The 22,000-nt window shown below is 67.9% G+C and carries 20 protein-coding genes; 13 read left to right on the top strand and 7 right to left on the bottom strand.

The annotated features are described in order from the left end of the window. The 8 genes from HLH21_RS16390 to HLH21_RS16425 all read left to right on the top strand — a co-directional run. On the top strand, positions 1 to 1,081 hold a 1,081-nt coding region (locus HLH21_RS16390), incomplete at its 5' end, for a pyridoxal-phosphate-dependent aminotransferase family protein (RefSeq protein ID WP_182944826.1). A 101-nt stretch (positions 1,082 to 1,182) separates the two neighbouring features. Then, positions 1,183 to 2,424, top strand: a complete 1,242-nt coding sequence (locus HLH21_RS16395) for an NAD(P)/FAD-dependent oxidoreductase (RefSeq protein WP_182944827.1) — start codon at positions 1,183 to 1,185, stop codon at positions 2,422 to 2,424. Positions 2,425 to 2,520: 96 nt separating this feature from the next. Next, positions 2,521 to 3,330, top strand: a complete 810-nt coding sequence (locus HLH21_RS16400; RefSeq protein WP_264811971.1) for a polysaccharide deacetylase family protein — start codon at positions 2,521 to 2,523, stop codon at positions 3,328 to 3,330. Further along, a complete protein-coding gene (locus HLH21_RS16405; protein WP_182944846.1) occupies positions 3,330 to 4,616 on the top strand; it encodes a putative glycoside hydrolase in 1,287 nt (428 codons plus the stop codon). Before HLH21_RS16400 ends, HLH21_RS16405 begins: the two co-directional genes overlap by 1 nt. Beyond that, positions 4,613 to 5,602 (top strand): HlyD family secretion protein, encoded by a 990-nt coding sequence (locus HLH21_RS16410; RefSeq protein ID WP_182944828.1) that lies wholly within the window; start codon positions 4,613 to 4,615, stop codon positions 5,600 to 5,602. Before HLH21_RS16405 ends, HLH21_RS16410 begins: the two co-directional genes overlap by 4 nt. Further along, positions 5,599 to 6,519 carry an ABC transporter ATP-binding protein gene (locus HLH21_RS16415; protein ID WP_182944829.1) on the top strand — a complete coding sequence of 307 codons (921 nt, stop codon included), beginning with the start codon at positions 5,599 to 5,601 and terminating at the stop codon, positions 6,517 to 6,519. The genes HLH21_RS16410 and HLH21_RS16415 overlap by 4 nt, the downstream gene beginning before the upstream one ends. Further along, positions 6,516 to 7,646: an ABC transporter permease gene (locus HLH21_RS16420; protein ID WP_182944830.1), complete on the top strand. Its 1,131-nt coding sequence runs from the start codon at positions 6,516 to 6,518 to the stop codon at positions 7,644 to 7,646. Before HLH21_RS16415 ends, HLH21_RS16420 begins: the two co-directional genes overlap by 4 nt. After that, positions 7,643 to 9,166, top strand: a complete 1,524-nt coding sequence (locus tag HLH21_RS16425) for an efflux transporter outer membrane subunit (RefSeq protein ID WP_220789867.1) — start codon at positions 7,643 to 7,645, stop codon at positions 9,164 to 9,166. Before HLH21_RS16420 ends, HLH21_RS16425 begins: the two co-directional genes overlap by 4 nt. A gap of 67 nt (positions 9,167 to 9,233) precedes the next feature. Here the strand turns inward: HLH21_RS16425 and hflX are convergent, their stop codons facing one another. Further along, positions 9,234 to 10,589 carry a GTPase HflX gene (gene hflX / locus HLH21_RS16430; RefSeq protein WP_182944831.1) on the bottom strand — a complete coding sequence of 452 codons (1,356 nt, stop codon included), beginning with the start codon at positions 10,587 to 10,589 and terminating at the stop codon, positions 9,234 to 9,236. A 161-nt stretch (positions 10,590 to 10,750) separates the two neighbouring features. Here hflX and HLH21_RS16435 point away from each other — a divergent pair, with 161 nt between their 5' ends. After that, the gene (locus HLH21_RS16435) at positions 10,751 to 12,136 is read left to right on the top strand and encodes a glycosyltransferase family 87 protein (RefSeq protein WP_182944832.1); all 1,386 of its coding nucleotides are present in this window, start codon (positions 10,751 to 10,753) and stop codon (positions 12,134 to 12,136) included. A 169-nt stretch (positions 12,137 to 12,305) separates the two neighbouring features. Continuing rightward, positions 12,306 to 12,851 (top strand): Dps family protein, encoded by a 546-nt coding sequence (locus tag HLH21_RS16440; protein WP_182944833.1) that lies wholly within the window; start codon positions 12,306 to 12,308, stop codon positions 12,849 to 12,851. A gap of 545 nt (positions 12,852 to 13,396) precedes the next feature. Here the strand turns inward: HLH21_RS16440 and HLH21_RS16445 are convergent. Together HLH21_RS16445 and HLH21_RS16450 are read right to left on the bottom strand one after the other, a co-directional pair. Next, positions 13,397 to 13,573, bottom strand: a complete 177-nt coding sequence (locus tag HLH21_RS16445) for a hypothetical protein (protein ID WP_182944834.1) — start codon at positions 13,571 to 13,573, stop codon at positions 13,397 to 13,399. Between the two features lie 104 nt (positions 13,574 to 13,677). Then, the gene (locus HLH21_RS16450) at positions 13,678 to 14,952 is read right to left on the bottom strand and encodes a glycosyltransferase family 87 protein (protein WP_182944835.1); all 1,275 of its coding nucleotides are present in this window, start codon (positions 14,950 to 14,952) and stop codon (positions 13,678 to 13,680) included. Between the two features lie 712 nt (positions 14,953 to 15,664). On the opposite strand from HLH21_RS16450, the gene HLH21_RS16455 reads away from it, so the two are divergent. Then, positions 15,665 to 15,913: a hypothetical protein gene (locus HLH21_RS16455; RefSeq protein ID WP_182944836.1), complete on the top strand. Its 249-nt coding sequence runs from the start codon at positions 15,665 to 15,667 to the stop codon at positions 15,911 to 15,913. Positions 15,914 to 16,175: 262 nt separating this feature from the next. Further along, complete coding sequence (locus HLH21_RS16460) at positions 16,176 to 17,900, top strand: hypothetical protein (protein ID WP_182944837.1); 1,725 nt, start codon at positions 16,176 to 16,178, stop codon at positions 17,898 to 17,900. A gap of 13 nt (positions 17,901 to 17,913) precedes the next feature. On the opposite strand, the gene HLH21_RS16465 is transcribed toward HLH21_RS16460, so the two are convergent. Both HLH21_RS16465 and hmpA read right to left on the bottom strand, forming a co-directional pair. Continuing rightward, a complete protein-coding gene (locus tag HLH21_RS16465) occupies positions 17,914 to 18,273 on the bottom strand; it encodes a DUF488 domain-containing protein (RefSeq protein WP_182944838.1) in 360 nt (119 codons plus the stop codon). After that, on the bottom strand, positions 18,270 to 19,481 hold the full coding sequence (gene hmpA / locus HLH21_RS16470) for an NO-inducible flavohemoprotein (protein WP_182944839.1): 1,212 nt from the start codon (positions 19,479 to 19,481) through the stop codon (positions 18,270 to 18,272). The genes HLH21_RS16465 and hmpA overlap by 4 nt, the downstream gene beginning before the upstream one ends. Positions 19,482 to 19,559: 78 nt before the next feature. Here hmpA and HLH21_RS16475 point away from each other — a divergent pair, with 78 nt between their 5' ends. Then, positions 19,560 to 20,021, top strand: coding sequence for an Rrf2 family transcriptional regulator (locus tag HLH21_RS16475; RefSeq protein WP_182944840.1), 462 nt, complete (start codon positions 19,560 to 19,562; stop codon positions 20,019 to 20,021). Positions 20,022 to 20,036: 15 nt separating this feature from the next. Here HLH21_RS16475 and HLH21_RS16480 read toward each other — a convergent pair whose 3' ends face one another. Both HLH21_RS16480 and HLH21_RS16485 read right to left on the bottom strand, forming a co-directional pair. After that, on the bottom strand, positions 20,037 to 20,384 hold the full coding sequence (locus HLH21_RS16480) for an acyl-CoA thioesterase (protein ID WP_182944848.1): 348 nt from the start codon (positions 20,382 to 20,384) through the stop codon (positions 20,037 to 20,039). A gap of 141 nt (positions 20,385 to 20,525) precedes the next feature. Further along, on the bottom strand, positions 20,526 to 21,986 hold the full coding sequence (locus HLH21_RS16485; protein WP_182944841.1) for an AMP nucleosidase: 1,461 nt from the start codon (positions 21,984 to 21,986) through the stop codon (positions 20,526 to 20,528). Positions 21,987 to 22,000: the final 14 nt, after the last annotated feature.

Consider the following 22,000-nt stretch of genomic DNA (forward strand, 5'->3'; position numbering starts at 1 on the left):
GATGGCGCTGTATCGCCGGGTGTTCATGACGGACAACCGCTGGACCTTCCTGATCGACGGCACGGCGCGGGCGGGGATCGAGGCCGCGCTGGTGTCGCTGGTCGAGCCGGGAGCGCGGCTGCTGGTCGTGCGGGCCGGGCGGTTCGGCCTGCTGCTGTCGGAAATCGCCCAGCGCATCGGCGCGGACATCCGCACCCTCGACATTCCGTGGGGCGAGGTGGCGACCCCGGCGCAGATCGAGGCCGCGATCGTCGCGCACCAGCCGCAGGTCTTCGCCACCATCCATGGCGACACCTCGACCACCATGGCGCAGCCGCTGGACGGCGTGGGCGAGATCTGCCGGCGGCACGGCGTGCTGTCCTATGTCGATGCCACCGCGACCCTGGGCGGCATGGCGGTGGCGACCGATGGCTGGGGCGTGGACGTGGTCACCGGGGGTCTGCAGAAATGCATGGGCGGCCCGCCGGGCTCGTCGCCGATCACCATCTCGGACCGCGCGGCGGCGCATATCATGGCGCGCCGGCATGTCGAGGCCGGGATTCGCGATGACGATGCCGAAGACGGCGGGCGGGCGCGGATCGGGTCGAACTATTTCGACCTGGCGATGATTATGGAATACTGGTCGGACAGGCGCCTGAACCACCATACCGAGGCCACCAGCATGCTGTATGGCGCGCGCGAGGCGGCGCGGATCGTGCTGGAGGAAGGGCTGGAGGCGCGCTTCGCCCGGCATCGCGCGGCCAGCCGGGCGATGGTGGCGGGCCTGCGGGCGATGGGCCTCGTGGTCTATGGGCAGGACGCCTGCCGGATGACCAACGTCACCGGGGTGCATATTCCCGACGGCGTGGACGGCGAGCGGGTGCGGGCGCGGATGCGCGCGGATTTCGAGATCGAGATCGGCACCGCCTTCGGGCCGCTGGCCGGCCGGATCTGGCGCATCGGCGCCATGGGCTACAACGCCATGAAGCACAAGGTGCTGCTGACGCTGGGCGCGCTGGAGGCCGTGCTGCGCCAGGAGGGCCATCCCCTGGCCTCCGGCGCCGCCGTCGATGCCGCCCGCGCCACATACGAGGGTTTGTGACGCGGCGTTCCCACGGACATTGACGGGCGGGCAGGGCGGCGGGACAGTGACCGCCGCCACGCCGTGACGGGGAAGGAAAAGAGCGCCATGGAAAAAATGCCATGACCCGCAGCAGCGTCATCGTCCTGGGGGCCGGCATGTGCGGGGTGGGGGCCGCCTGTCATCTGCTGGCGCGCGGGTTCGACGTCACGCTGGTCGATCGCGGGCCACCGGGGCGGGAAACCTCGTACGGCAATGCCGGGCTGATCCAGCGCGAATGCGTCGAACCCCATGCCTTCCCTCGTGATGTCCGCACCCTGCTGAACATCGCCCTCGGCCGGGGGAACGAGGCGCGCTATCATCTCGCGGCCCTGCCCGGCCTGGTGTCGCCGCTGGCCCGCTACTGGTGGAACAGCCGGCCTGCCGCCTATCGCCGTATCGTGCGGGGGTACGAGGCGCTGATCCGTCACAGCCTTACCGCCCACGCGCCGCTGATCGCGGCGGCCGGGGCCGAGGACCTGATCGCGCGCACCGGCTGGACGCTGATGGCTCATTCGGCCGAAGCGTTCGATGCCGAGGCCGAAGCCGCCCGCCGCCTGTCGCGCGCATTCGGCGTCAATTCCACCATCCTGGACGCGGCCGGCTTCGCCGCCGCCGAACCGGCCATCCGCCGGCCGGTCGCGGGCGCCATCCACTGGACCGATCCCTGGTTCGTCCGCGATCCGGGCGAACTGGTCGCGCGCTATGCGCGGCTGTTCCAGCGCCAGGGCGGCCACATCGCCACGGGCGACGCCGCCACCCTGCGCCGCACCGGCGCCGCCTGGTCGGTCGAGACCGAAGGCGGGCGGATCGACGCGGCCGCGGCCGTCATCGCGCTGGGCCCGTGGTCCGACCGGCTGCTGCGGCGTTTCGGCTATCGCTACCCGTTGTTCATCAAGCGCGGCTATCACCGTCATCACCAGGGCGCATCCGGCCTGCGGGCGCCGGTGCTCGACCTTCAGGCCGGCACCGTGCTGGCCCCGATGGCGCGCGGCCTGCGCCTGACCACCGGGGCGGAATTCGCCCGCCTGGGCGCCCGGCCCACCCCGGTGCAACTGGCGCGGGTCGAGGCGCGCGCGCGCCAACTGGTGGAGCTGGGCGCGCCGGTCGAACCGGTGTCGTGGCTGGGCAACCGCCCCTGCACGCCCGACATGCTGCCGGTGATCGGCGCCGCGCCGCGCCATGCCGGGCTGTGGTTTCATTTCGGCCACGCACACCAGGGCTTCACCCTGGGGCCGGCGACCGGCCAGTTGCTGGCCGAACTGATGACGGGCGAGGCGCCCTTCACCGATCCGGCGCCCTATGCGCCGGCGCGGTTCGGTTGAGTCCGCGCGGCCCTTCGATCACGAAAAGCGGAGGCAAGGCGACGCGCGCGCCGGTCTGACGTTCCGGCATCGAACCCTCCGGAAGGCGCGATCGCCGTGTGCACAGGCCCCAATCCGCTGCTCATGGTGCTGCTGTTGCTGTCGCCGGTCGCGGCGACGGCAGGCGAGGCGGACCGGGGCGTCGCCGTGCTGGCCTACCATCGCTTCGACCCGCTGCATGGCGGAGCGACGACCGTCACCACGCTGGCGTTCGAACGCCAGCTCGACTGGCTCGACGCCCATGGCTATCGCGTGGTGGCGCTGGGGGCGGCGGTGGAGGGGTTGCGGGGCACCGGCTCGGTCCTGGGTGATGTCGTCGCGGGCGGCCGTGCCGTGGCCATCACCGTGGATGACGGGCACGCCTCGGTCTACACGCAGCTCTACCCCATCGTGCGGCGCCGGCATGTGCCGGTGACGCTGTTCATCTATCCGTCGGCGATTTCCCACGCCGCCTATGCCCTGACCTGGGGGCAACTGGCCGACATGACGTTGTCCGGGCTGGTGACGGTGCAATCCCATACCTACTGGCATCCGAATTTCCATGTCGAGCGCGCGCACCGGACGGCGGCGGCCTATCGCGCCTTCGTGGACGACCAGCTGGTCCGGTCGAAACGGGTGCTGGAACGCCGGCTCGGCGTGCCGGTGGAGCTGCTGGCCTGGCCGTTCGGCATCGTCGATGCCGATCTGCGGGCGGCGGCCCTCCGCGCCGGCTACCGCGCGGCGTTCGGCTATGGCGGCGGGCCGGCCAGCCCCGGCGGCGATCCGTTCGCCATTCCGCGCCTGCCGATGTCCGACGCGGACCAGGGGGCGGTCCTCGCCGCACGGCTCAGGCTTGGGCCGTCCGTCCGGGGACCTGCCGCGCCGTGATGCCCCGCAGGGCGTCCGGTCCCGCCATCGCGGCCTTTCTCCACGTGCTCGGCATCCTGGTCGCCTTCGGGCTGGTCCTTGCCGCCGGCCCGGCCGGGGCGGTGGCGGTGCGGGTGGTGGACGCGGCGACGGGCCGGGGCATCGCGGACGCGACGGTGGTGCTGGGGGGCAGCGTGCTGGCCATCGACGGCATGGGCCGCGTCGATCTGGGCGACCGGCCCGGCCGCCTGTTCGTCCGCGCGCCGGGCTATCGCGCCGGTGTCTTCGCGGTCGGGCAACTGCCGCCGGGCGAGGCGCTGCCGCTGACGCCGTTCAGGCCACGGGCGCTGTACCTGTCCAGCTACGGCGTCGGGTCCGCGACATTGCGCGGCGCGGTGCTGGCGCTGATCCGCGACGCCGGGCTGAACGCGGTGGTCGTGGACATCAAGGGCGATCGCGGGCTGGTCCCATACCCCAGCGCCATTGCCCTGGCCGGCGCGATCGGCGCGCGCACCATGACGACCATCCCGGACCTCGCCGGCCTGGTCGCGATGCTGCACGCGCGCGGGCTCTACGCCATCGCCCGGATCGTGGTGTTCCGCGACCTGCCGCTGGCGTCGGGCCGGCCGGACCTGGCGGTGCGCCAGGCCGACGGCGCGCCCTTTCGCGACCGGCAGGGGATGGCCTGGGCGGACCCGTTCCAGCCGGCGGTGCGCGCCTACAACATCGACATCGCGATCGAGGCCGCGCGCGCCGGGTTCGACGAAATCCAGTTCGATTACGTGCGTTTCCCCGACGGGCCGGAGCGGCTGCGCTTCCTGGCCCCGGCGACGCAGGCGTCGCGCCTGGCCGCGATCTCGGGCTTCCTGGCCGAGGCGCGGGGACGGCTGCTGCCCTATAACGTCTATCTGGCGGCCGATATCTTCGGATATGTGTGCTGGAACCTCGATGATACCGGCATCGGCCAGCGGCTGGCGGAACTGGCGCCCCAGGTCGACTACCTGTCGCCCATGCTCTACCCCTCGGGGTTCCTGTTCGGCATTCCCGGCTATCACGACCCGGTCGGCCACCCGTACGACATCGTCTATCGCTCGCTGGACATGGCGCGCCGCCGGCTGGGGATCTCGCCCCTGCGGTTCCGTCCCTGGCTGCAGGCCTTCCGGGACTATGCGTTCGACCGCCGGGTGTTCGGCCCGGCCGAAATCGCCGCCCAGATCCGCGCCGCGACCGATTTCGGGTCCGACGGGTGGATGCTGTGGAATCCGCGCAATGTCTATGACGCGGCGGCGCTGGGCCACGCGCCATGACGCCTGGACGGCTGGTCGTCGGGCTGGCGCTGGCCGCCCTGGCCGGCGCGGTCCTGTGGTGGGTGCTGTCGCGCCGGCCCGCCCCGGTGGTGTGGCAGGGCTATGTGGACGCCGATTTCGTCAAAATCGGCCCGACCCGGCAGGGACTGCTGACCGGTGTGCGGGTCGCACGCGGGGACAGTGTCGCGGCCGGCGCGCCCCTGTTCGACCAGGACGACGTCGCCGAACGCGCGGCGCGCGACCAGGCGGCGCGCCAGGCCGAGGAAAGCGCGCGCCAGCTTGCCAATCTGCAAGGGCCGGGCCGCGACACCGAAATCCGCCAGGCCGAGGCCAATCTGGCCGACGCCGAGGCCACCCGCGACCGCGCCCGCGCGGACCTGCGCCGGCTGGAAGGCGCGGCCCCCGCCGGGGCGGCGACGTTCCAGGCGCGCGACCAGGCGCGGGCCGAGTACCGGTCGGCCCAGGCTCGGGTCGATGGCCTGCGCGCCGCGCTGGCGCAGACCCGCGCGCCCACCGGCCGGGCCGAGCAGATCCGCGCCCAGATGGCGGCGGCCGGGGCGTCGCGCGCCGCCCTGGCCATCGCGGACTGGCAACTGGCCCAGCGCCACGCCACGGCGCCCGCCGCCGGCCTCATCGCCGATGTCCTGGCCCGCCCCGGCGAGGTGCTCGATGCCGGCGTGCCGGTGGTCTCGCTGCTGCCGCCGGGCAATATCTTCATCCGCCTGTTCGTGCCGCAGGCGATGCTGTCGCAGGTGCATCCGGGCGACCGGGTGGCGCTGGCCTGCGACGGCTGCGCGCCGGGGCTGGAGGGCCAGGTCGATTTCATCTCGCCCCAGGCCGAATACACGCCGCCGCTGATCTACAGCGACGAAAGCCGGGCCAAGCTGGTCTATCTGGTCCAGGCGCGTCCGCGCCCCGACCAGGCCGCGCGGCTCAATCCGGGCGAACCCGTCACCGTGCGTCCCCTCGCGGCAGGCGCGCCATGAACCCGCCCGACTACGTCATCGACGTGCGCGACCTGCGGAAGGATTTCGGCACGCGCCGGGTGGTCGACGGCCTGACCCTGCGGGTTCCGAAGGGCGAGGTCTGCGGCTTCCTGGGCGCGAACGGCAGCGGCAAGACGACGACCATCCGCATGCTGTGCGGGCTGCTGGCGCCCGACGGAGGCAGCGGCACCTGCCTTGGGCTGGATATCGTGCGCGACGCGCCGCGGATCCGCCGGCAGGTCGGGTACATGACGCAGCGGTTCAGCCTGTACGAGGACCTGACGGTGTCCGAGAACCTGGATCTTGTCGCCGGGCTCTACGAACTTCCCGATGCGCGCGCCGCCGTCGCCGACATCATGGACCGCATGGGGCTGCGCGACCGCGCCGGCCAACTGGCCGGCCAGTTGTCGGGCGGGTGGAAGCAGCGGCTGGCCCTGACCGCCTGCGTGCTGCATCGGCCGCAACTGCTGCTGCTGGACGAACCCACGGCCGGGGTGGACGTGAAGGCGCGCCGCGCGTTCTGGGACCTGATCCACGACCTGGCCGGCGAGGGGCTGACGGTGCTGGTGTCCACCCATTACATGGACGAGGCCGAGCGCTGCGCCCGCATCGTCTATCTGGCCGGCGGCCGCATCGTCATCCAGGGCAGCGCGGCCGAGGTGGTCGGGCGCGTCGGCCTGGTCACGTTCGAGGGCGCCGGCGCCCCGGTCGAGGAGGCGGCGCGGCGGATCCGCGCCGCACCGGGGGTCGAGGCCGCGACGGTGCTGGGCCGCGTGCTACGCATCGCCGGCATGGACCGCGCCCTGCTGGACGACGCGATGGCCGGATACGGGGCCGGCCTGACCTGGCGCGAGGTCGATCCGCGCCTGGAGGATGTGTTCATCCATCTGCTGGGCGAGGAGGAGCCGCCGCGGTGACGGCATTCTCCCTCCGCCGCCTGCGCGCCCTGCTGCACAAGGAATGGTTGCAGGTGAAGCGCGACCCGATGACCCTGCGCCTGATCGTGGCCCTGCCGGTCATGCAACTGCTGATCTTCGGCTACGCCATCAACTCCAACCCGCACGACCTGCCGACGGGCGTGCTGATGGCGCAGCCCTCGACCTACGAACGCACCATCGTCGCGGCGCTGCGCAATTCCGGCTATTACCGCGTCCGCACCCTGTCCTCGGAACGCGAAGCCGAGGAGGGCCTCGCCCAAGGCAACCTGCTGTTCGTCGTCAACGTCCCGCCGGGGTTCGACCGCCGCGTGGATCGGGGCGAAGCGCCGGCGATCCTGATCGACACCGACGGCACCGACCCGACGGCCATCGGCTATGCGACCGCCGCGCTGGGCGGCCTGACGGAGGTGCTGACGCGCGACCTGCCGCCGGTCCGCCGGGCGGCGGCGACTGCGGCGGCGGCCCCCTTCCGCTTCGTGGTGCATACCCGCTACAACCCCGAGCAACTGACGGTGCTCAACGTCGTTCCGGGCCTGATCTGCGTCGTGCTGATGATGTCGACGCTGATGCTCACCACCCTGGCCATCACCCGCGAGCGTGAACGCGGGACGATGGAAAACCTGCTGGCGATGCCGGTTCGCCCGATCGAGGTCATGCTGGCCAAGATCGCCCCCTATGTCGGGATCGGCTACCTGCAGGTGCTCATCATCCTGCTGGTCGCGGTCGGGCTGCTGCACCTGCCGATCCATGGGTCGATCGTGCTGCTGTTCGCGGTGCTGGGGCTGTTCATCGCCAGCAACCTGGCGCTGGGCATCACCTATTCCACCCTGGCCGCCAACCAGATGCAGGCCCAGCAGCTGGCGCAGTTCACCATGCTGCCGTTCATGCTGCTCTCGGGCTTCGCCTTTCCGTTCCAGGGCATGCCGCGCTGGGCCCGGATCGTCGGCGAAATCATGCCCACGACCCACGCCATGCGGATCGTGCGCGGGGTGCTGCTGAAGGGCAACGGCATGGCCCAGATCCTGCCCGAATTGTGGCCGATCGCGCTGTTTACCGGCTGCACGGTCGTGATTGCGGTGCGGTTCTATCGGGAAACCCTGGATTGACGCGCCATGGCCCCGCACGACTGCGATCCGCACGGGTCGCGGGGCTGATCGTGCTGGCGCTGGCCGGCCCCGGCTGCACGATGGGCCCCGATTTCCGGCCGCCGCCCGCCGGCCTGCCCGCCGCCTGGCACGATCGGTCGGCCGGCCCCGCCGAGGCCGTGCTGTCGGACCCCGACCCCGCCTGGTGGCGCCTGTTCGGCGACCCGGTGCTGACCGGCCTGATGGCCCGCGCCATGGCGGGCAATCTGGACGTGGGGCAGGCGCTGGCGCGCATTGTCCAGGCCCGGGCGCAGGAACAGGCCCAGCGCGCCGCAGGCCTGCCCAGCCTTGGCGCGTCGGCGGGTTATAACCGTGCGAAACTGGGCGAGGCCGGCTTGTTCTCGGTGTTCGGTGGCGGGGCGGGGACCAATGGCCAGCCCTTCCCGGAGTCCGGTATCGGCGGGCTGACGCAGGGCACGGACCTCTACCAGGCCGGCTTCGACGCCTCGTGGGAACTCGACCTGTTCGGCCAGGTGCGGCGCGGCGTCGAGCAGGCGGGGGCGCGGGCGCAGGCGCGGACCGAAAATCGCCGTGACGCGCTGGTCACGCTGCAAGGGGATGTGGCGCGGACCTATCTGGAGCTGCGCGCCGCCCAGGCCCTGCGGACGGTCGCCCAGGGCGAGGCGGCGGCGCGGGCCGACATCCTTGCCCTGGTGCAGCTTCGGCACCGGCTGGGGCTGGCCGACCGGACGGATGTCGACCAGGCCCGGGACGGGCTTACCCGCGCCCAGGCGGGGTTGCCCCCGCTGGTGCAGCAGGCCGAGCAGGCGATGAACGACCTGGCCGTCCTGACCGGGCAGCCGCCCGGCGCGCTGGATGCCGAACTGACCCCCGTCCGGCCGCTGCCGGACGACCCCGCCCCCCTCGCGATCGGCCTGCCCGCCGCGCTGGCCCGGCGGCGGCCGGACATCCGCGCCGCCGAGGCCAGCCTGCACGCCGCCACCGCCGGCATCGGCGTGGCGGTGGCGCAGTTCTATCCCGACCTGACCCTGACCGGGCAGTTCGGCCAGCGCAGCCTGGCGCTGACCGATCTGGCGGAGTGGGGCAACAGCTTCTACCAGCTCGGCCCCGCGATCTCGCTGCCGCTGTTCCAGGGCGGGCGGCTGCGGGCCAATCTCCGGCTGGCCCGCGCGCAGGCGGCCGAGGCCGCGCTGGCCTACCGCCAGACCGTGCTGAACGCCCTGCGCGACATGGACGACGGCCTGTCCGCCCTGCACGCCGACCGGCTGCGCCGGCAAAGCGATGACGCGGCCGTCGCGACGGCGAACGACCGGCTTGCCCTGGCGCGCATACGCTGGCGCGACGGGCTGGGCGACCGGCGTGCGGTCCTGGACGACCAGGCGACGCTGGCCGCCGCACGACAGGACGCGCTGCGTGGACGCCTTCAGCTACTGCGGGACGTCGTGGCGTTGTACAAGGCCGCCGGCGGCGGGTGGCAGGCCGCGCAAGAAGGCAAGGGCTTTGCCCTTTTGAAACCCTAGACTTCATAAAACGAACGGGATGCAAGGGCCGAGGCCCTTGCCGGGTTCGGGCAGCGCCCGACCTGCCTTATCCGCCGGCCACGGCACGTTGCAGGCGCGCAAGTGCGCCCGGCAGGCCGCGCACCTTCAGGATCCGGCCCGTGGCGTCGAAATCCTCGGAGAGGACCCGGGTGCTTTCATAAATGTCGCCCAGCAGCCCTTGCCGGGCGTACGGCAGCACAAGCTCGCCCTCCACCATGGACGCCTCGAAGAAGGCGATGATGGTCTCGCGCAGTGCGGCCACATCGGCCGGCGATTTCGAGGACAGCATGATGGCGTCCGGGTGCCTGGCCCGCAGGGCGGCGCGCGCCTCGGCATCCACCCGGTCGATCTTGTTGAGGATCAGGCGCGAAGGGACGACATCGGCGCCGATTTCGTGCAGCACGGTACGACTGACCTCGAGCTGTGCTTCGTAGGTCGGATCGGACGCATCGACCACGAACAGCAGCAGCGACGCCTCCAGCGCCTCGTCCAGCGTGGATTTGAACGAGGCGACGAGGTCATGCGGCAACTGCTTGATGAACCCCACGGTGTCCGAGATCAGCACGCGCGGCTTCGCGTCCGGTTTCAGCGCGCGCACCGTCGTGTCGAGCGTGGCGAAAAGCTGGTCCGCGACCAGCACTTCGCTGCCGGTGAGTGCGCGCATCAACGATGATTTTCCGGCATTCGTATAGCCCACCAGCGCGACACGAAGCTGGTCGCGGCGCGCGGTCCGGCGCTGCGCGCTGTCGCGTTGGACGTGGGCCAGTTGCTCCTTCAACTCGGCCAGGCGGTCGCGAATGTTGCGGCGATCCAGGTCGAGGTCGCTTTCACCCGCGCCCACGCCGCGCTTGCGTTCGCTGCCCGATGCGGACTCGCGCAGCCGGGGCGCCACGTATTTCAGGCGGGCCATCTCCACCTGCAGCCTGGCCTCGCGGCTGCGGGCATGGCGATGGAAGATCTCCACGATCACGCCCGTCCGGTCGAGAACCTGCGCGCCGGTGGCGTTCTCGAGATTGCGCGCCTGACTGGGCGAGATCTCATGATCGACGATGACGAATTCCGGGCGGCGTACGCCGTCCGGTTCCGCTTCGGGCGCCTCCGGAAGGGTCGCCTCGGCGGCCTCGAACCGCTGGCGCGCCTTCGATTTCTGGGGCGCCGTCCATCCCCCCACGACCCCGGTCCCGCCGGTGAGCGCCGCCAGCTCGGCCAGCTTTCCACTGCCCAGCACCGTCAGCCCGCCAATGCCGCCGCGCTTTTGCGACACCGATCCGGCGACCTCGTAGCCCAGGGTCTCGACCAGTCGGCCAAGCTCCTTGAGGCTCGCTTCGTGTGCGACGTCGTCGACGCCATCGCGTTGGATGCCGACGAGGATCGCGCGCGGCACAGGCTGTTTTGTTTCCATGGCCGGGAGCTTAGCACGAACGCGCGGAGGCGTCCGGAGGAGGCGCAGGCAAAAGGCCGCCCGGCGGTCATCGGGTCATTTTCACCTCGTGATGGAACCGTGGGCCGCTCAGGCGGGTTCAGCTCTGTCGGAAATATCCCGTCTGTCTCCGAGGTCCAGGCATGCCCGCTTCCGTCGATCCCGCCCTCGACTCCGTGCGCGATCCCGCATTGGCGCGCTATGGCGCCGTCGCCGGCGAGAACCGGCCCGAACGGTTGCTGCGGCGGGCCTGCCTCGCCATTCCGCTGCTGATGGTGGTGATCGGCGCCGCGATCGCCGCGCTCCAGCGGTACCTGGCCCGTGCCGATGTGCCCATGCCCAACAATCTGGGCAACCTGCATGGGATCGGCCATCTGGCGCTGTCCGATTCCTGGGGGCCGATGCTGGCCGTGCGCGACTGGCTGGCGCGCCATCCCGGCGGCGACGCCTATGAGTACTTCTTTTTCGGGCTGGGGACCAAATTCCAGTATCCCCTGTCATCGCTGATCCCCATCCACTGGCTGCCGCTCGACGGCGCCGCGGCGTTCCATGTCCTCAACCTCTTCAGCCTCGCCGCCTGGATCGCGGTCGCCGTCGGGATGGTCCTGCTGGACCTGCGGCTGGCCAGGCTGCTCAGGCTGCCGCTGGCCTCCGGCGACATGTTGTCCCGGCTCTGGCTGGCTGCGGCCGCCACGATCGCCACCTTCTGCTTCTTTCCCCTGATCCGGGCCGTCTATATCGGCCAGATCCAGACCTTTCTCGACGCCCTGTTCGTCTTCGCCTGCTATTTCCTGGCCAGCGGCCGGTCGGCGTCGGCGGGCCTGCTGATCGGCCTGTCAGCCCTGGTGAAGCCGCAGATGGTGCTGTTCCTGCTCTGGGGCGCCCTGCGCCGCGACCGGCCGTTCGTCGTCGCGATGGCGGCCTGCGTGGCCGTGGGCTACGCGGTGTCGGCATGGCTGTACGGATGGGCATGGCCGTTCGCCTATCTGCATGTTCTGGAATATATCGGGCAGCATGGCGAAGGCCTGTATGAAAACCACTCGGTCAACGGGCTGGTCAACCATATGCTCGGCAACGGGCCAAACCTCGTCTGGGACGGCCAGCATTTCGCCCCCTACAACGCCACCGTCCACCGCCTGACGCTGCTCTCGACGGTGGCGTTGGTCGTAGGCGGTCTGTGGGGCGCGCGGACCGCGATGACCCGCCTGTCCGCGACGGCGTCGCTGATGGTGGCGGGCCTGTGCTTCACGGCGGCGTCCCCGGTGGCGTGGGACCATCATTACGGGGTCATGCTGCCGCTGTTCGGGCTGCTGTTCCTGTCCCTGCTGGCCAATCCCCGTTCCGGGGCGGAGCGATGGAGCCTGCTGTGCGGCACCTTCGTGATGGCCGCCAATGCGTTGTCGCCGGTGAATTTGCTGGCGGGGACGCCGCTTTCGTTCCTGCAATCCTACGTTTTCTTCGCAGCGCTCGGCGTCCTGGCCCTTGTCTTCCTCTGTCGCCGCGACCTGGGGTGGGCCTCGCGCGCCTGAGTCTTTCCCGCACCCGATCGCACGGCCGGTCCCGGCGGGCGTTGCGCCGCTGGGGATCGTGCCATACGGGAACGCGCTCTTCGCATACTCGTTGTGATGGCGCAGCCTGCGGGACGGGAAGGGGGCGTCGCCCGCTTTCCGCTTTCAGGCATCAGGCAGGGAGGGCAGCATGACCAACAAGGCAAGGACCGCTGCGGCGGGCGAGGCGGCGGTTCGGTCGCATCTGGGGACGCCGACGGACCTGAAGCAGGCGGCGGTGCACGAGATTTCGGCCGGGCTTCGCGCGGTTCTGGCGGATGTCTTCGCGCTGTATATCAAAACGAAGAATTTCCACTGGCACATGAGCGGCCGGCATTTCCGCGACTACCATCTGCTGCTGGACGAGCAGGGCGAGCAGATCTTCGCGATGACCGATCCGCTGGCCGAACGGGCGCGCAAGATCGGCGGCACGACCCTGCATTCGGTGGGTGAAATCGCCCGCCTGACGAAAGTGGCCGACAATGACGCGCTGTATGTGACGCCGGAGGATATGCTGTCCGAACTGCGCGAGGACAATCTGGCGCTGACGGCGCGGATGCGCCAGGTGCATGGCGTGTGCGACGAGGGCGGCGACATCGCCACCGCCAGCCTGCTAGAAAACTGGATCGACGAAACCGAACGCCGCACCTGGTTCCTGTTCGAATCCACCCGGCCGGCCTTCGGCAGCAATAGCTGAGGGCGGCCGTTCTGACACCGCCTCTCGCCTTCAGGGCGGATTCATGCTCGCGACGGTAGGTACGCGCCCCGCACATCGCGCAATAAGATTGCAATTTCGGCTGCTTCCACTGTAAGTGGAATAGAAGCGGTACCAAAACCAGCCGGATGCCCGTCGCTGCTTTTTCGATCCCGGCCATCACCGAAGGGATCATGGAAAATCATGGAGGGACCGGTGCAATATGACCGAAGCGGACCGTCCGACCTGGACACACGTCTTTCAGCATTGGAAAGACGTGTCGAGGGCCTCTGCGCCCGCCTGGAAAGGCATCCACCCGAAGAAGCGCACCGACGCCTGCACCTTCTGGTGCAGATCATCCAGGGCCTGTCAGGCACGTTACGCGCGCTGAGGGTCAAGACAACGTCGCCCAGACGAGGCTAGCGGCCTGCCTGCCCCGACATTCGCAGGCGCATTTCACAAGCGGGACCCCGCGCCGATCTGACGGGCAGACCGGAAGGGGCGACCGGCCCTCCACCAGGGCCGGTTCCCGTTCCAAAACCGATGGCCTATTTGGCTTTCGTGGTTCCGGGCTTCGCGGTCTGGCCCGTCGCCGGCGGCTCGTGCAGATCCAGCATCCGTTCCCCGCTGGATCGACCCGACACCTTGGCATAATGCGCGGCGCCATAATGCGGGGCCTTGTGCCGGCCCGGCGCATGCTTGTGGGTATGGCCTTTGGATGACATGGCACCCCTCCCTGTGACATGGGCAGAGATGGTGCCGGCACCCGCCCCGTGCAGTACCTCCCGATGTCACGATCGCGGCACATCATTCTGTGCCGCGACATGGCTCACCGGGCCGTGACACCCAATGCCTCTTCGTCCTCTCTGGTGCCGATGCCGTCGGGCATGTGCCATTTGGACGCTACAAGCAGGCTGCTGCGAAACAGCGCGAACAGGAACAGGGCCGCGCCGATAAACCACACCGAGGCGAGCGTGCGTGCGAAGACGAACCCGAGGCGCCCGTCCAGGAAGGAGGGGAAAGCGACAGGCAGGGAACAGAAGACCATGCCGCACACCACAAGCCTGTTCGTGAGCGGGCCTCCTGGAAGCGGCATCCGCCCGGTGATGTAGAGGCTCCATGGCAGCAGCAGCAGAAGGTAGTAATGCGTCCATGAGATCGGGCTGATGAGAACACAGAACGCGAGCAGCAGGGAAAAATCGAACGCATCCGACGTCTCGTGTCTGCCTTCCGCGTACCGGGCGTTCCTGGCCCGCCACGTGAAGCTCGAGAACACGACGATCGCCAGCAGCGAAAACGATATTATCTTCGACAGGACGGCCATGGAGAAAAGCTGGCTATGAGGGTACCAGTCATAGACATATTTCGGCCCCGTCGAAAGCCGCAGCAGGAATGCATTGATGGACTGGTTATTGAACGCGCCGATGGTCTGCCGGGAGTATTGAACGATGCACCATTCGTACCATCCTTGTGTGACATACCAGCCGAACACGGCCAGGGACGATATCGCCGTGACCGCGGGGGCCACGATACAGGCGGCGGCGGCGCGCCAGTTGCGCCTCCAGAGGAAGTAAATGAAGAAGATCGCAAGCATCGGCTTCAGGGTGGCGCAAAATCCGACCAGAAGGCCGGTGGAATACATTTTGCGCTGTTGCAGCAGGCCAAGGCTGACAACAAGCAGCAGCAGTACGAAATGCGTCGTATTGCCCATGCCGAGCAGGCTATACCATAGCGGTCCGTTGCATATGAAAACCAGGGCCAGAATGGTCCTGGTCCTTGCATCGCAGCCCTTCGACAGGATCAGAAACGACGCGACGATCGCCATTACGCCAAGCGTGCAAAATGCAATCGCGGCCCCTGTCGGGCCAAGATATGGAAAAGGAGAGAACAGATAGATATCTATTGGAAGATTGACGAACTTCCCGTTCATCATGAACGGAATGATTGCGTCTTTTCCCCGATGCAACACGGCGTTGGCCGCATTGTAGTAACAGGTGACGAAATCGAGCAGAAACTGAGGGGGCGTTATATGATACAGTTGATACCATATGTTAATAAATATAGATAAAATTGCCAAAAATGAAAGTGCAATAATAATTGCCATGGTACACTTCCTTTTGGAAAGGGTGTATATATGTCGTTTATGATATGTGCTCTAAATTATGGGCGATAATTTTCTATATTTGTAAATATTTCTTGCGGAAATGTGAAGCGTTTAAGGTTTTCGTGCAGACTTTCCGGTAACGTCGGGAGGCGTTTCGGAAAACCATATCCTGCATCTTGAAATGTAACGACATCTTTTTGTGCCGTCCACGATTATCCCGACCTGGCGTCCTGAAGCCACATGGCCTGGGGCCTGGTGTTTCCGTGAAACGGCCATGCTCCTCCGTGGCACTTCGCGTGAAGGTCACGCATTGCCGCGGGTCCGTGCACAGTGCTGCCGCTACAAAATGCAGAACGGCGGGCCTGTCGGCGACGATGGCACATCGTAATCGACGGTGGCTCCGGACGTTCTGGCATCCTCCACGCTGGCATTCCTTCTGCGTCGCATCACATGCGGGGGCATGGCGCGTCATGGTCCGGTCAGCAGAATTCGCCCTCCCGCGGCGAACCAGGCCGCGATCGGCCACATAATGGGTGTCAATGCCGATAGGCCCCGCCGGTTTCCAGCCGCGCGCAAGATATTACACTGACACACTCCGAAACGACCTCGCGCCGCCGTCATGCCCGGCCCCCTGCCACTATTTTTGTCGCGGCCTCTTTCTTTTTTAGGGCCATGCGCCATACGTCCTCCGTCCAGAAGCAAGGGGGACGCTATGTGTGACGAAGGCGAGGTGATCGTCGGCTATCTCGTGGTACGGGAATGCGCCGACGATGAGGTCGAGTTCTGGGATCCGGAGAATGAATGGAGCGACGATCCGGACGAAGGCAGGCTGTATGAGACCGAGGAGGAGGCGGAGCAGGCCGCCCGGGATCTGCGGGCCGGGGACACCGCCACGATAACGGTCGAGCCGGTCTTCGAGGACGACGAGGAGGATGAGGACGACGAGGACGACGCGTCGTAACTCCCGTCACCTGCGGCGCTTCCCGTGGCGGCGGGGCCGGACGGGAAGCGCCGTGGGGCCTGCATGGCCGCGCCGAGCCGGGGTCCGGCGGCCGGATTCTGGACGGATGGGTGCAACTCTTTTCCTCGAAAAATGTTGGCCTCCCGGTTTCTTTGAGCCGTGATGCGCCCTGTCGCATTGGACAGATCGAGGTGAGAATGGAGTTCCCCGCACCATTGTGGCCTGAAGGCGCAGATAATGATCGTCCTGGTGGCGATCCGACATGACCGCTTCCCTGATGATTTCCGACACCGTGGGCGGGCGCGAGCAGCGTGCGGCACACTGGGGCGCCAGCCTGGCGATCGTTTCATTCAGTGCGGTGCTGTCCCTGGTGCTTTCCGGATATGCCGGCGGGCAGGAAAACAACATCTATCATCTGCCGATCCTGGCCCGCCTGTATGACGAGCCGCAGTTTTCCAATGACATGTTCATCCAGACCCTGCGTTTCTACGCCTCGGGGTTCTGGCAGATTCTGGCCGGCCGGGTGCATGGCCAGGATGTCTATGCGGTCCTGTTCGTGCTGCAGATCCTCTCACGCATGGTGCTGTTCGCCGGCGTGTTGGCCTGGGCGGGTCTGCTGGGGATCGAAAGCGGGGCGGGGCAGCTTGTCTTCACGGTGCTGATCGCCTTGTCGTCGATCCTGCGCGGCTATTCCCTGGCCGGCGACGGCGGCCTGCTGATCGATTATTTCACGCAATCCGAACTGGCGAACGGGACGATGCTGCTGGCGCTGGCCTGGGCGGTGCGCGGGCGAATCGCCGCGGCGTTCGCAATGAACGGCGTGACGTTCTTCATCAACGCGTTCATTGCGGTCTGGATCGCGCTTCCGTTCGCCGTCATCCTCGGGGTCCAGTGCTGGCAGGGACAATGGCGTCTGCGTGCGTTGCTGACCCAGGCCGGGGTCGGGCTTGCGGCCTTTGCGGTGCTGGCGCTGCCCGTGGTCCATACCATCCTGATCGATCCCTTCGCCAAGGCCACGCCCGCGTTCGATTATGTGACCTTTCTGGAGGAGTTCTTCCCCTACCATTTCCTGATCTGGGCCATACCAGCGCGGGAAGTCTGGTTGCTGGCGATCATTTTCGGTTGCGGCATGATTGCTGCCGTCATGCTGCGGGTGCCGGGGTCCTGGCTGCCGACCACTTTGCTGGCGGCCGCCGCGATCTGGATCATCGGCGTGTTCCTGCCGTTCGCCACCCATTCCCGCATGCTGCTGAACCAGCATCTGCTGCGTGCCAGCACCATGGTGCATCTGCTGGCGGCCCTCGCGGTCGCCGCCCTGGCGACACGCTGGCTGCAGTCCGGCACCGAGTCGGACCGGCGCGTGTGGGCGCCGTTGCTCGTCCTGCTGTCGTGCACATCCCAGATGATGTTGCCGGTCATCCCGGTCATGCTGCTGGCAAGGCTATGGCGGCCGGCTGTACCCATGTCCTGGCGCCCGTATGTGGCGCCGGTGCTGCTGCTGGGTGTTGCCGCATCCAGCGGCGTGCGCCTGTATCATAACGTGGCGTGGGCCCGCACCGTGACGGACCGGCGCAATGACTGGCAGGCCCTGGGCCTCTGGGCGCAGGCGCATACGCCATTGCAGGCCACCTTCCTGATCCCGACCGGCGCGTCGCGCGGCCTGCCCGGACTGTTGCCCGAAGCCGACGCACAGCAGGCGCAACTGTTCGAAGGATCGGCTGTCTTTGCGTATTTTTCGCATCGGCCGTCCTGGGTGTCCCGTCCCGCGGGCGCCGCGGTCATGTGGGCGCCTGCCTATTACTGGACGTGGCGGAGCCGGCTCATCGCGGTCAGGGCGTTGAAGACCCTGCCCGAGCGCCTGGACTACGCCGCGCACCATGACATCGCCTATGTCGTCGATGGCTGCATCCAGCAGGCCGGCGTAGCCATGGCGGCGCATTTCGGCCGTCTTTGCGTCTTCGCGGTGCCGGGGCGTTCGGTTTCCTGAAACCCGCCACGCTCTACAGGCCACGCAGGTAGGCGGCGAGCACAACGGCCTCGTTATGCTGCGTGTCCTTCGCCGCATAGAGAAGCGTGACCGGGCCCTGTCCGGCCAGCGTCACGATCCGGTCCACCGCCGAAGGGTTGGCATCCAGTTCGGCACGGTAACGTTGCTGGAAGTCGTTCCATCTTGCCGGGTCGTGACCGAACCATTTGCGTAATTCACCCGATGGCGCGATCTCTTTCAGCCAGAGCGTCAGATGCGCGCGGTCCTTGCCGACGCCGCGCGGCCACAGGCGGTCGACCAGCACGCGCGCGCCGTCGTCGGGGTCGGGCGGATCATAGATCCGCCTGACGCGCAGGGTGAAGGTTCGCGTCACGTCACCAGGATCTCCTTGTCCGCGGAACCAAAGAATTCATAACGGACCTGCTCTTTTGCCAGACCGGCTTCCTGCAGCACGGCCACCATGTCGCGCATGAAGTCGGCCGGGCCGCAGATGTAATAGGTGGCATCCCTGTCGAGCTGGCCTTTCAGCCATTCAGGCGTAATCCGCCCGGCATGGCAGGCCATGGCCGCCGCGCGCTCGCCCTCGGATGGGGCCTGCCGGCTGTAGAAGACATCGCCGCGCACCCGCCCCGGCGCCGACAGGGTACGAATGTATGCGCCAAAGGCTTCGGTCCGCGCCGAGCGGGTGCCATGGATATAGCGGATGGAGGCCGCGTGCCCTCCCGTGGTCAGGGCGCCCAGCATGGATATCATGGGCGTCAGTCCAACCCCCGCGCTCAGCAGCACGACAGAGGCCGGCGTCGGTTCGGTCAGCGTAAAATCGCCGGCCGGCGCGGACACCAGCAGGCTGGCGCCGTCCTGCATGCTGTCATGCAGCCATTCCGAGACGATCCCGCCGGGAACGCGCCGGACACTGATGCGGTAGGCGTCTGACCCCGGCGCCGAGGAGATGCTGTAATTGCGGCGCTGGGTGCCGTGGCCGGGTATATCCAGCCGGAAGCTCAGATACTGGCCCGGCTGGTGGCGCATGATCGGCTTGCCATCGGCCGGGACCAATTCAAAGGAGGTGACGGTTTCGCTTTCCTGCGTGCGCGTCCGCACGGTAAACGCGCGCCACCCCGTCCAGCCGCCGGGGGCCGTGGCATGGGCCGCATAAATCTGCTCTTCCCGCCCGATCAGGATATCGGCCAGAAACCAGTACGCCTTTCCCCATGCGTCCACGATCTCGGGCGTGGCGGCCTCTCCAAGAACATGGGCGATGGCCCCCAGGAGGGCATCCGCCACATATGGATAATGTTCCGGCAGAATGTTCAGGCCGACATGCTTTTCGGCAATCCGTTCGACCATGCCGCCCAACGCGCCAAGGTTGTCGATGTTGCGGGCGTAAGCCAGCACGGCCAGCGCCAGGGCCTTTGGCTGCGCGCCGTCGTTCTGGTGCGACATGTTGAACAGGTCCCGGATCTCCGGGTTGGCCAGAAGACGTCGATACATCTCCGTCGTGATTGCCAGCCCGTGCGCTTCCAGCGCGGGCACGCAGGCCTTGAGGATGGAGCGGGTCTTGTCGTCCAGAGGGGCAGCCATCGTTAACCTCTAAGATGTAAATTATGCACATCTTTTATCGCGCTGGAAAAAGATGTCAATTTTATATACCTTTTAGGCATGCGGCTGACCTTGCATACCGACTATGCCCTGAGGACACTGATCTATCTGGGCTTTCACACCGATCGCCTGGTTTCGATCCGCGAGATCGCGCGGGCCTACGGGATCTCGGAAAATCATCTGGTCAAGATCATTCACCGCCTGGGCCTTGGCGGTTTCATCGAAACACTTCGTGGGCGGAACGGAGGGCTGCGGCTGGCGCGTCCGGCGGCCGAAATCCGTATCGGGGACGTGGTCCGCTACACGGAAGAGGACATGGGGCTGGTGGCCTGCATGCAGGCCGAGGAAACGTCCGCGGGCCGGACCTGCGTGCTGGCCGACGCCTGCCGGCTGCGCGGCGTCCTGGCGGAGGCCTTGGGGTCGTTCATGGGCGTGCTGGACCGTTACACGCTCGAAGACATGATGACCGAAAACGAGCGTACGCGCCTGGTCAACCGCCCCGATTTCAGGGCAGCGCCCTGAGGCAACGCCGCCCCGTCAGGTGGGGTCGCATTCCGGCGGCAGGGGGCGAGGACGGCGGTCGTCGTCGATCGCGACGAAGGTGAAGACGCCTTCGGTCACCTTGGTGGTTTCGTGCGAATGCCGGGCGCGGCGCCAGGTGTCCACGCGGATGGACATCGACGTCCGGCCGGTGCGGATGATGGTGGTATAGAGGCTGACCTCGTCGCCGATCAGCACCGGCTGGTGCAGGACGACCTTGTCGATGGCCACCGTTACGCAGCGCCCCCGCGCGCGCAACGCCGCCGCCGTGCCGGCCGCCAGATCCATCTGCGACATCAGCCAGCCGCCGAAGATGTCCCCCGCCGCGTTGGCGTCGGCCGGCATCGCCACCACGCGGATCGTGGGCGGGATCGTCGGGCGGGTCGCGGCGGGCGTTTCCGGGGTGGTGGCCAGGGCCGTTTGGGTGGCTGTCACGCGAAAAATTCCTTGCAGGGCGGAAAGGCCCGGGCGGGCCGGGGCGATGGATCAGCGGAAAGCCGGTTCGTCGAATCCGCGTAGCTTGCGCGAATGCAGCCGGTCCACCCCCTGCGCGCGCAGCAGGCGCATGGTCTCGATCCCGACGGTCAGATGCTGCGCGATGCGTTCGCGGTAGAAGGCGTTCGCCATGCCGCGCAGTTTCAGCTCGCCATGCAAGGGTTTGTCGGACACGCACAGCAGCGTGCCGTACGGGACCCGGAAGCGGAACCCGTTGGCGGCGATCGTCGCGGATTCCATGTCCACCGCGATGGATCGCGACATGTTGATCTGGGTGAACAGCTCGTTCAGCCGCAATTCCCAGTTCCGGTTGTCCGTCGTCATGACGGTGCCCGTACGCAGGCGGGTCTTCAGCTCCGAATCGCGCAGGCCGGTCACGCGGGCCGTCACCTCCTGCAACGCCACCTGCACCTCGGCGATGGGCGGCACCGGCACCCAGGGGGGCAGGTCGTCGTCCAGCACATGGTCGTCGCGGACATAGCCATGGGCCAGCACGTAGTCGCCCAGCCGCTGCGTCCGGCGCAGCCCGGCGCAATGCCCGACCATCAGCCAGCAATGCGGGCGCAGCACCGCCAGATGATCGGTGATCGTCTTGGCGTTGGCCGGGCCCACGCCGATATTGACCAGCGTGATGCCATCCCCGTCCGGCCGGCACAGATGGTAGGCCGGCATCTGCGGCAGGCTGCCGGCATGGGGGGGCGCCGGCGGGTCGTGCCGGCGGTGCACCTGGTCGCCGGGTTCGACGAACCGGTCGTACTCGCCGCCCAGGTCGACCTGCGCGCGGCCATAGTCGCGGAAGGCGTCGACATAGCGCTGGTAGTTGGTCAGCAGGATGAAGCGCTGGACATGGCGAGGGGACGTGCCGGTGTAGTGATGCAGCCGCGCCAGCGAATAATCGGTCCGCTCCGCCGTGAACAGGGCCAGGGGCCGGGGCGCGTCCGGCTGGGGCACGAAGGCGCAGTTGGCGATCGAATCATCGGTGGCGCGCAGGTCGGGCAGCGCGAAATGCTGCTGCAATGTCCGCAGGTCGTCCTCGGTGATCGCGGTGACGGCTTCCTCCATCACATACGACAGCGGGATCGGCCGCCGCGAGCGGCCGACCAGGACGGGCTGGCGGTAATGGCGCAGCAGGATGTCGATCTGTTCGTGCCAGTAATCGTGGAACAGTTCGGGCCGGGTCAGCGTCGTGCCGTAGAAGCCGGGTTCCAGCACCACGTCGAACGGCGGGCGTGCTTCCTCGGGCGGGGGGGAACGGTCCACCGGGAAGGCCAGGTAGGGATAGGTCGGCACGGCCCCCGCGCCGGTATGCCGCCGGTCGGCGAAGGCCGCGCGCAGGTCGCGCACCCCGGAATCATAGATCTCCGCGATGCGGCGCACGGCATCGCCGGCGTCGGTGAAGGCCGCGAAATCCGTGCCGACGCGATCGCGGATCGCCGTCATGTCCTCGGCCATGCCTGTCTTCTCCC

The sequence above is a fragment of the Gluconacetobacter johannae genome, assembly GCF_014174305.1.
GTDB classification, from domain to species: Bacteria; Pseudomonadota; Alphaproteobacteria; order Acetobacterales; family Acetobacteraceae; genus Gluconacetobacter; species Gluconacetobacter johannae.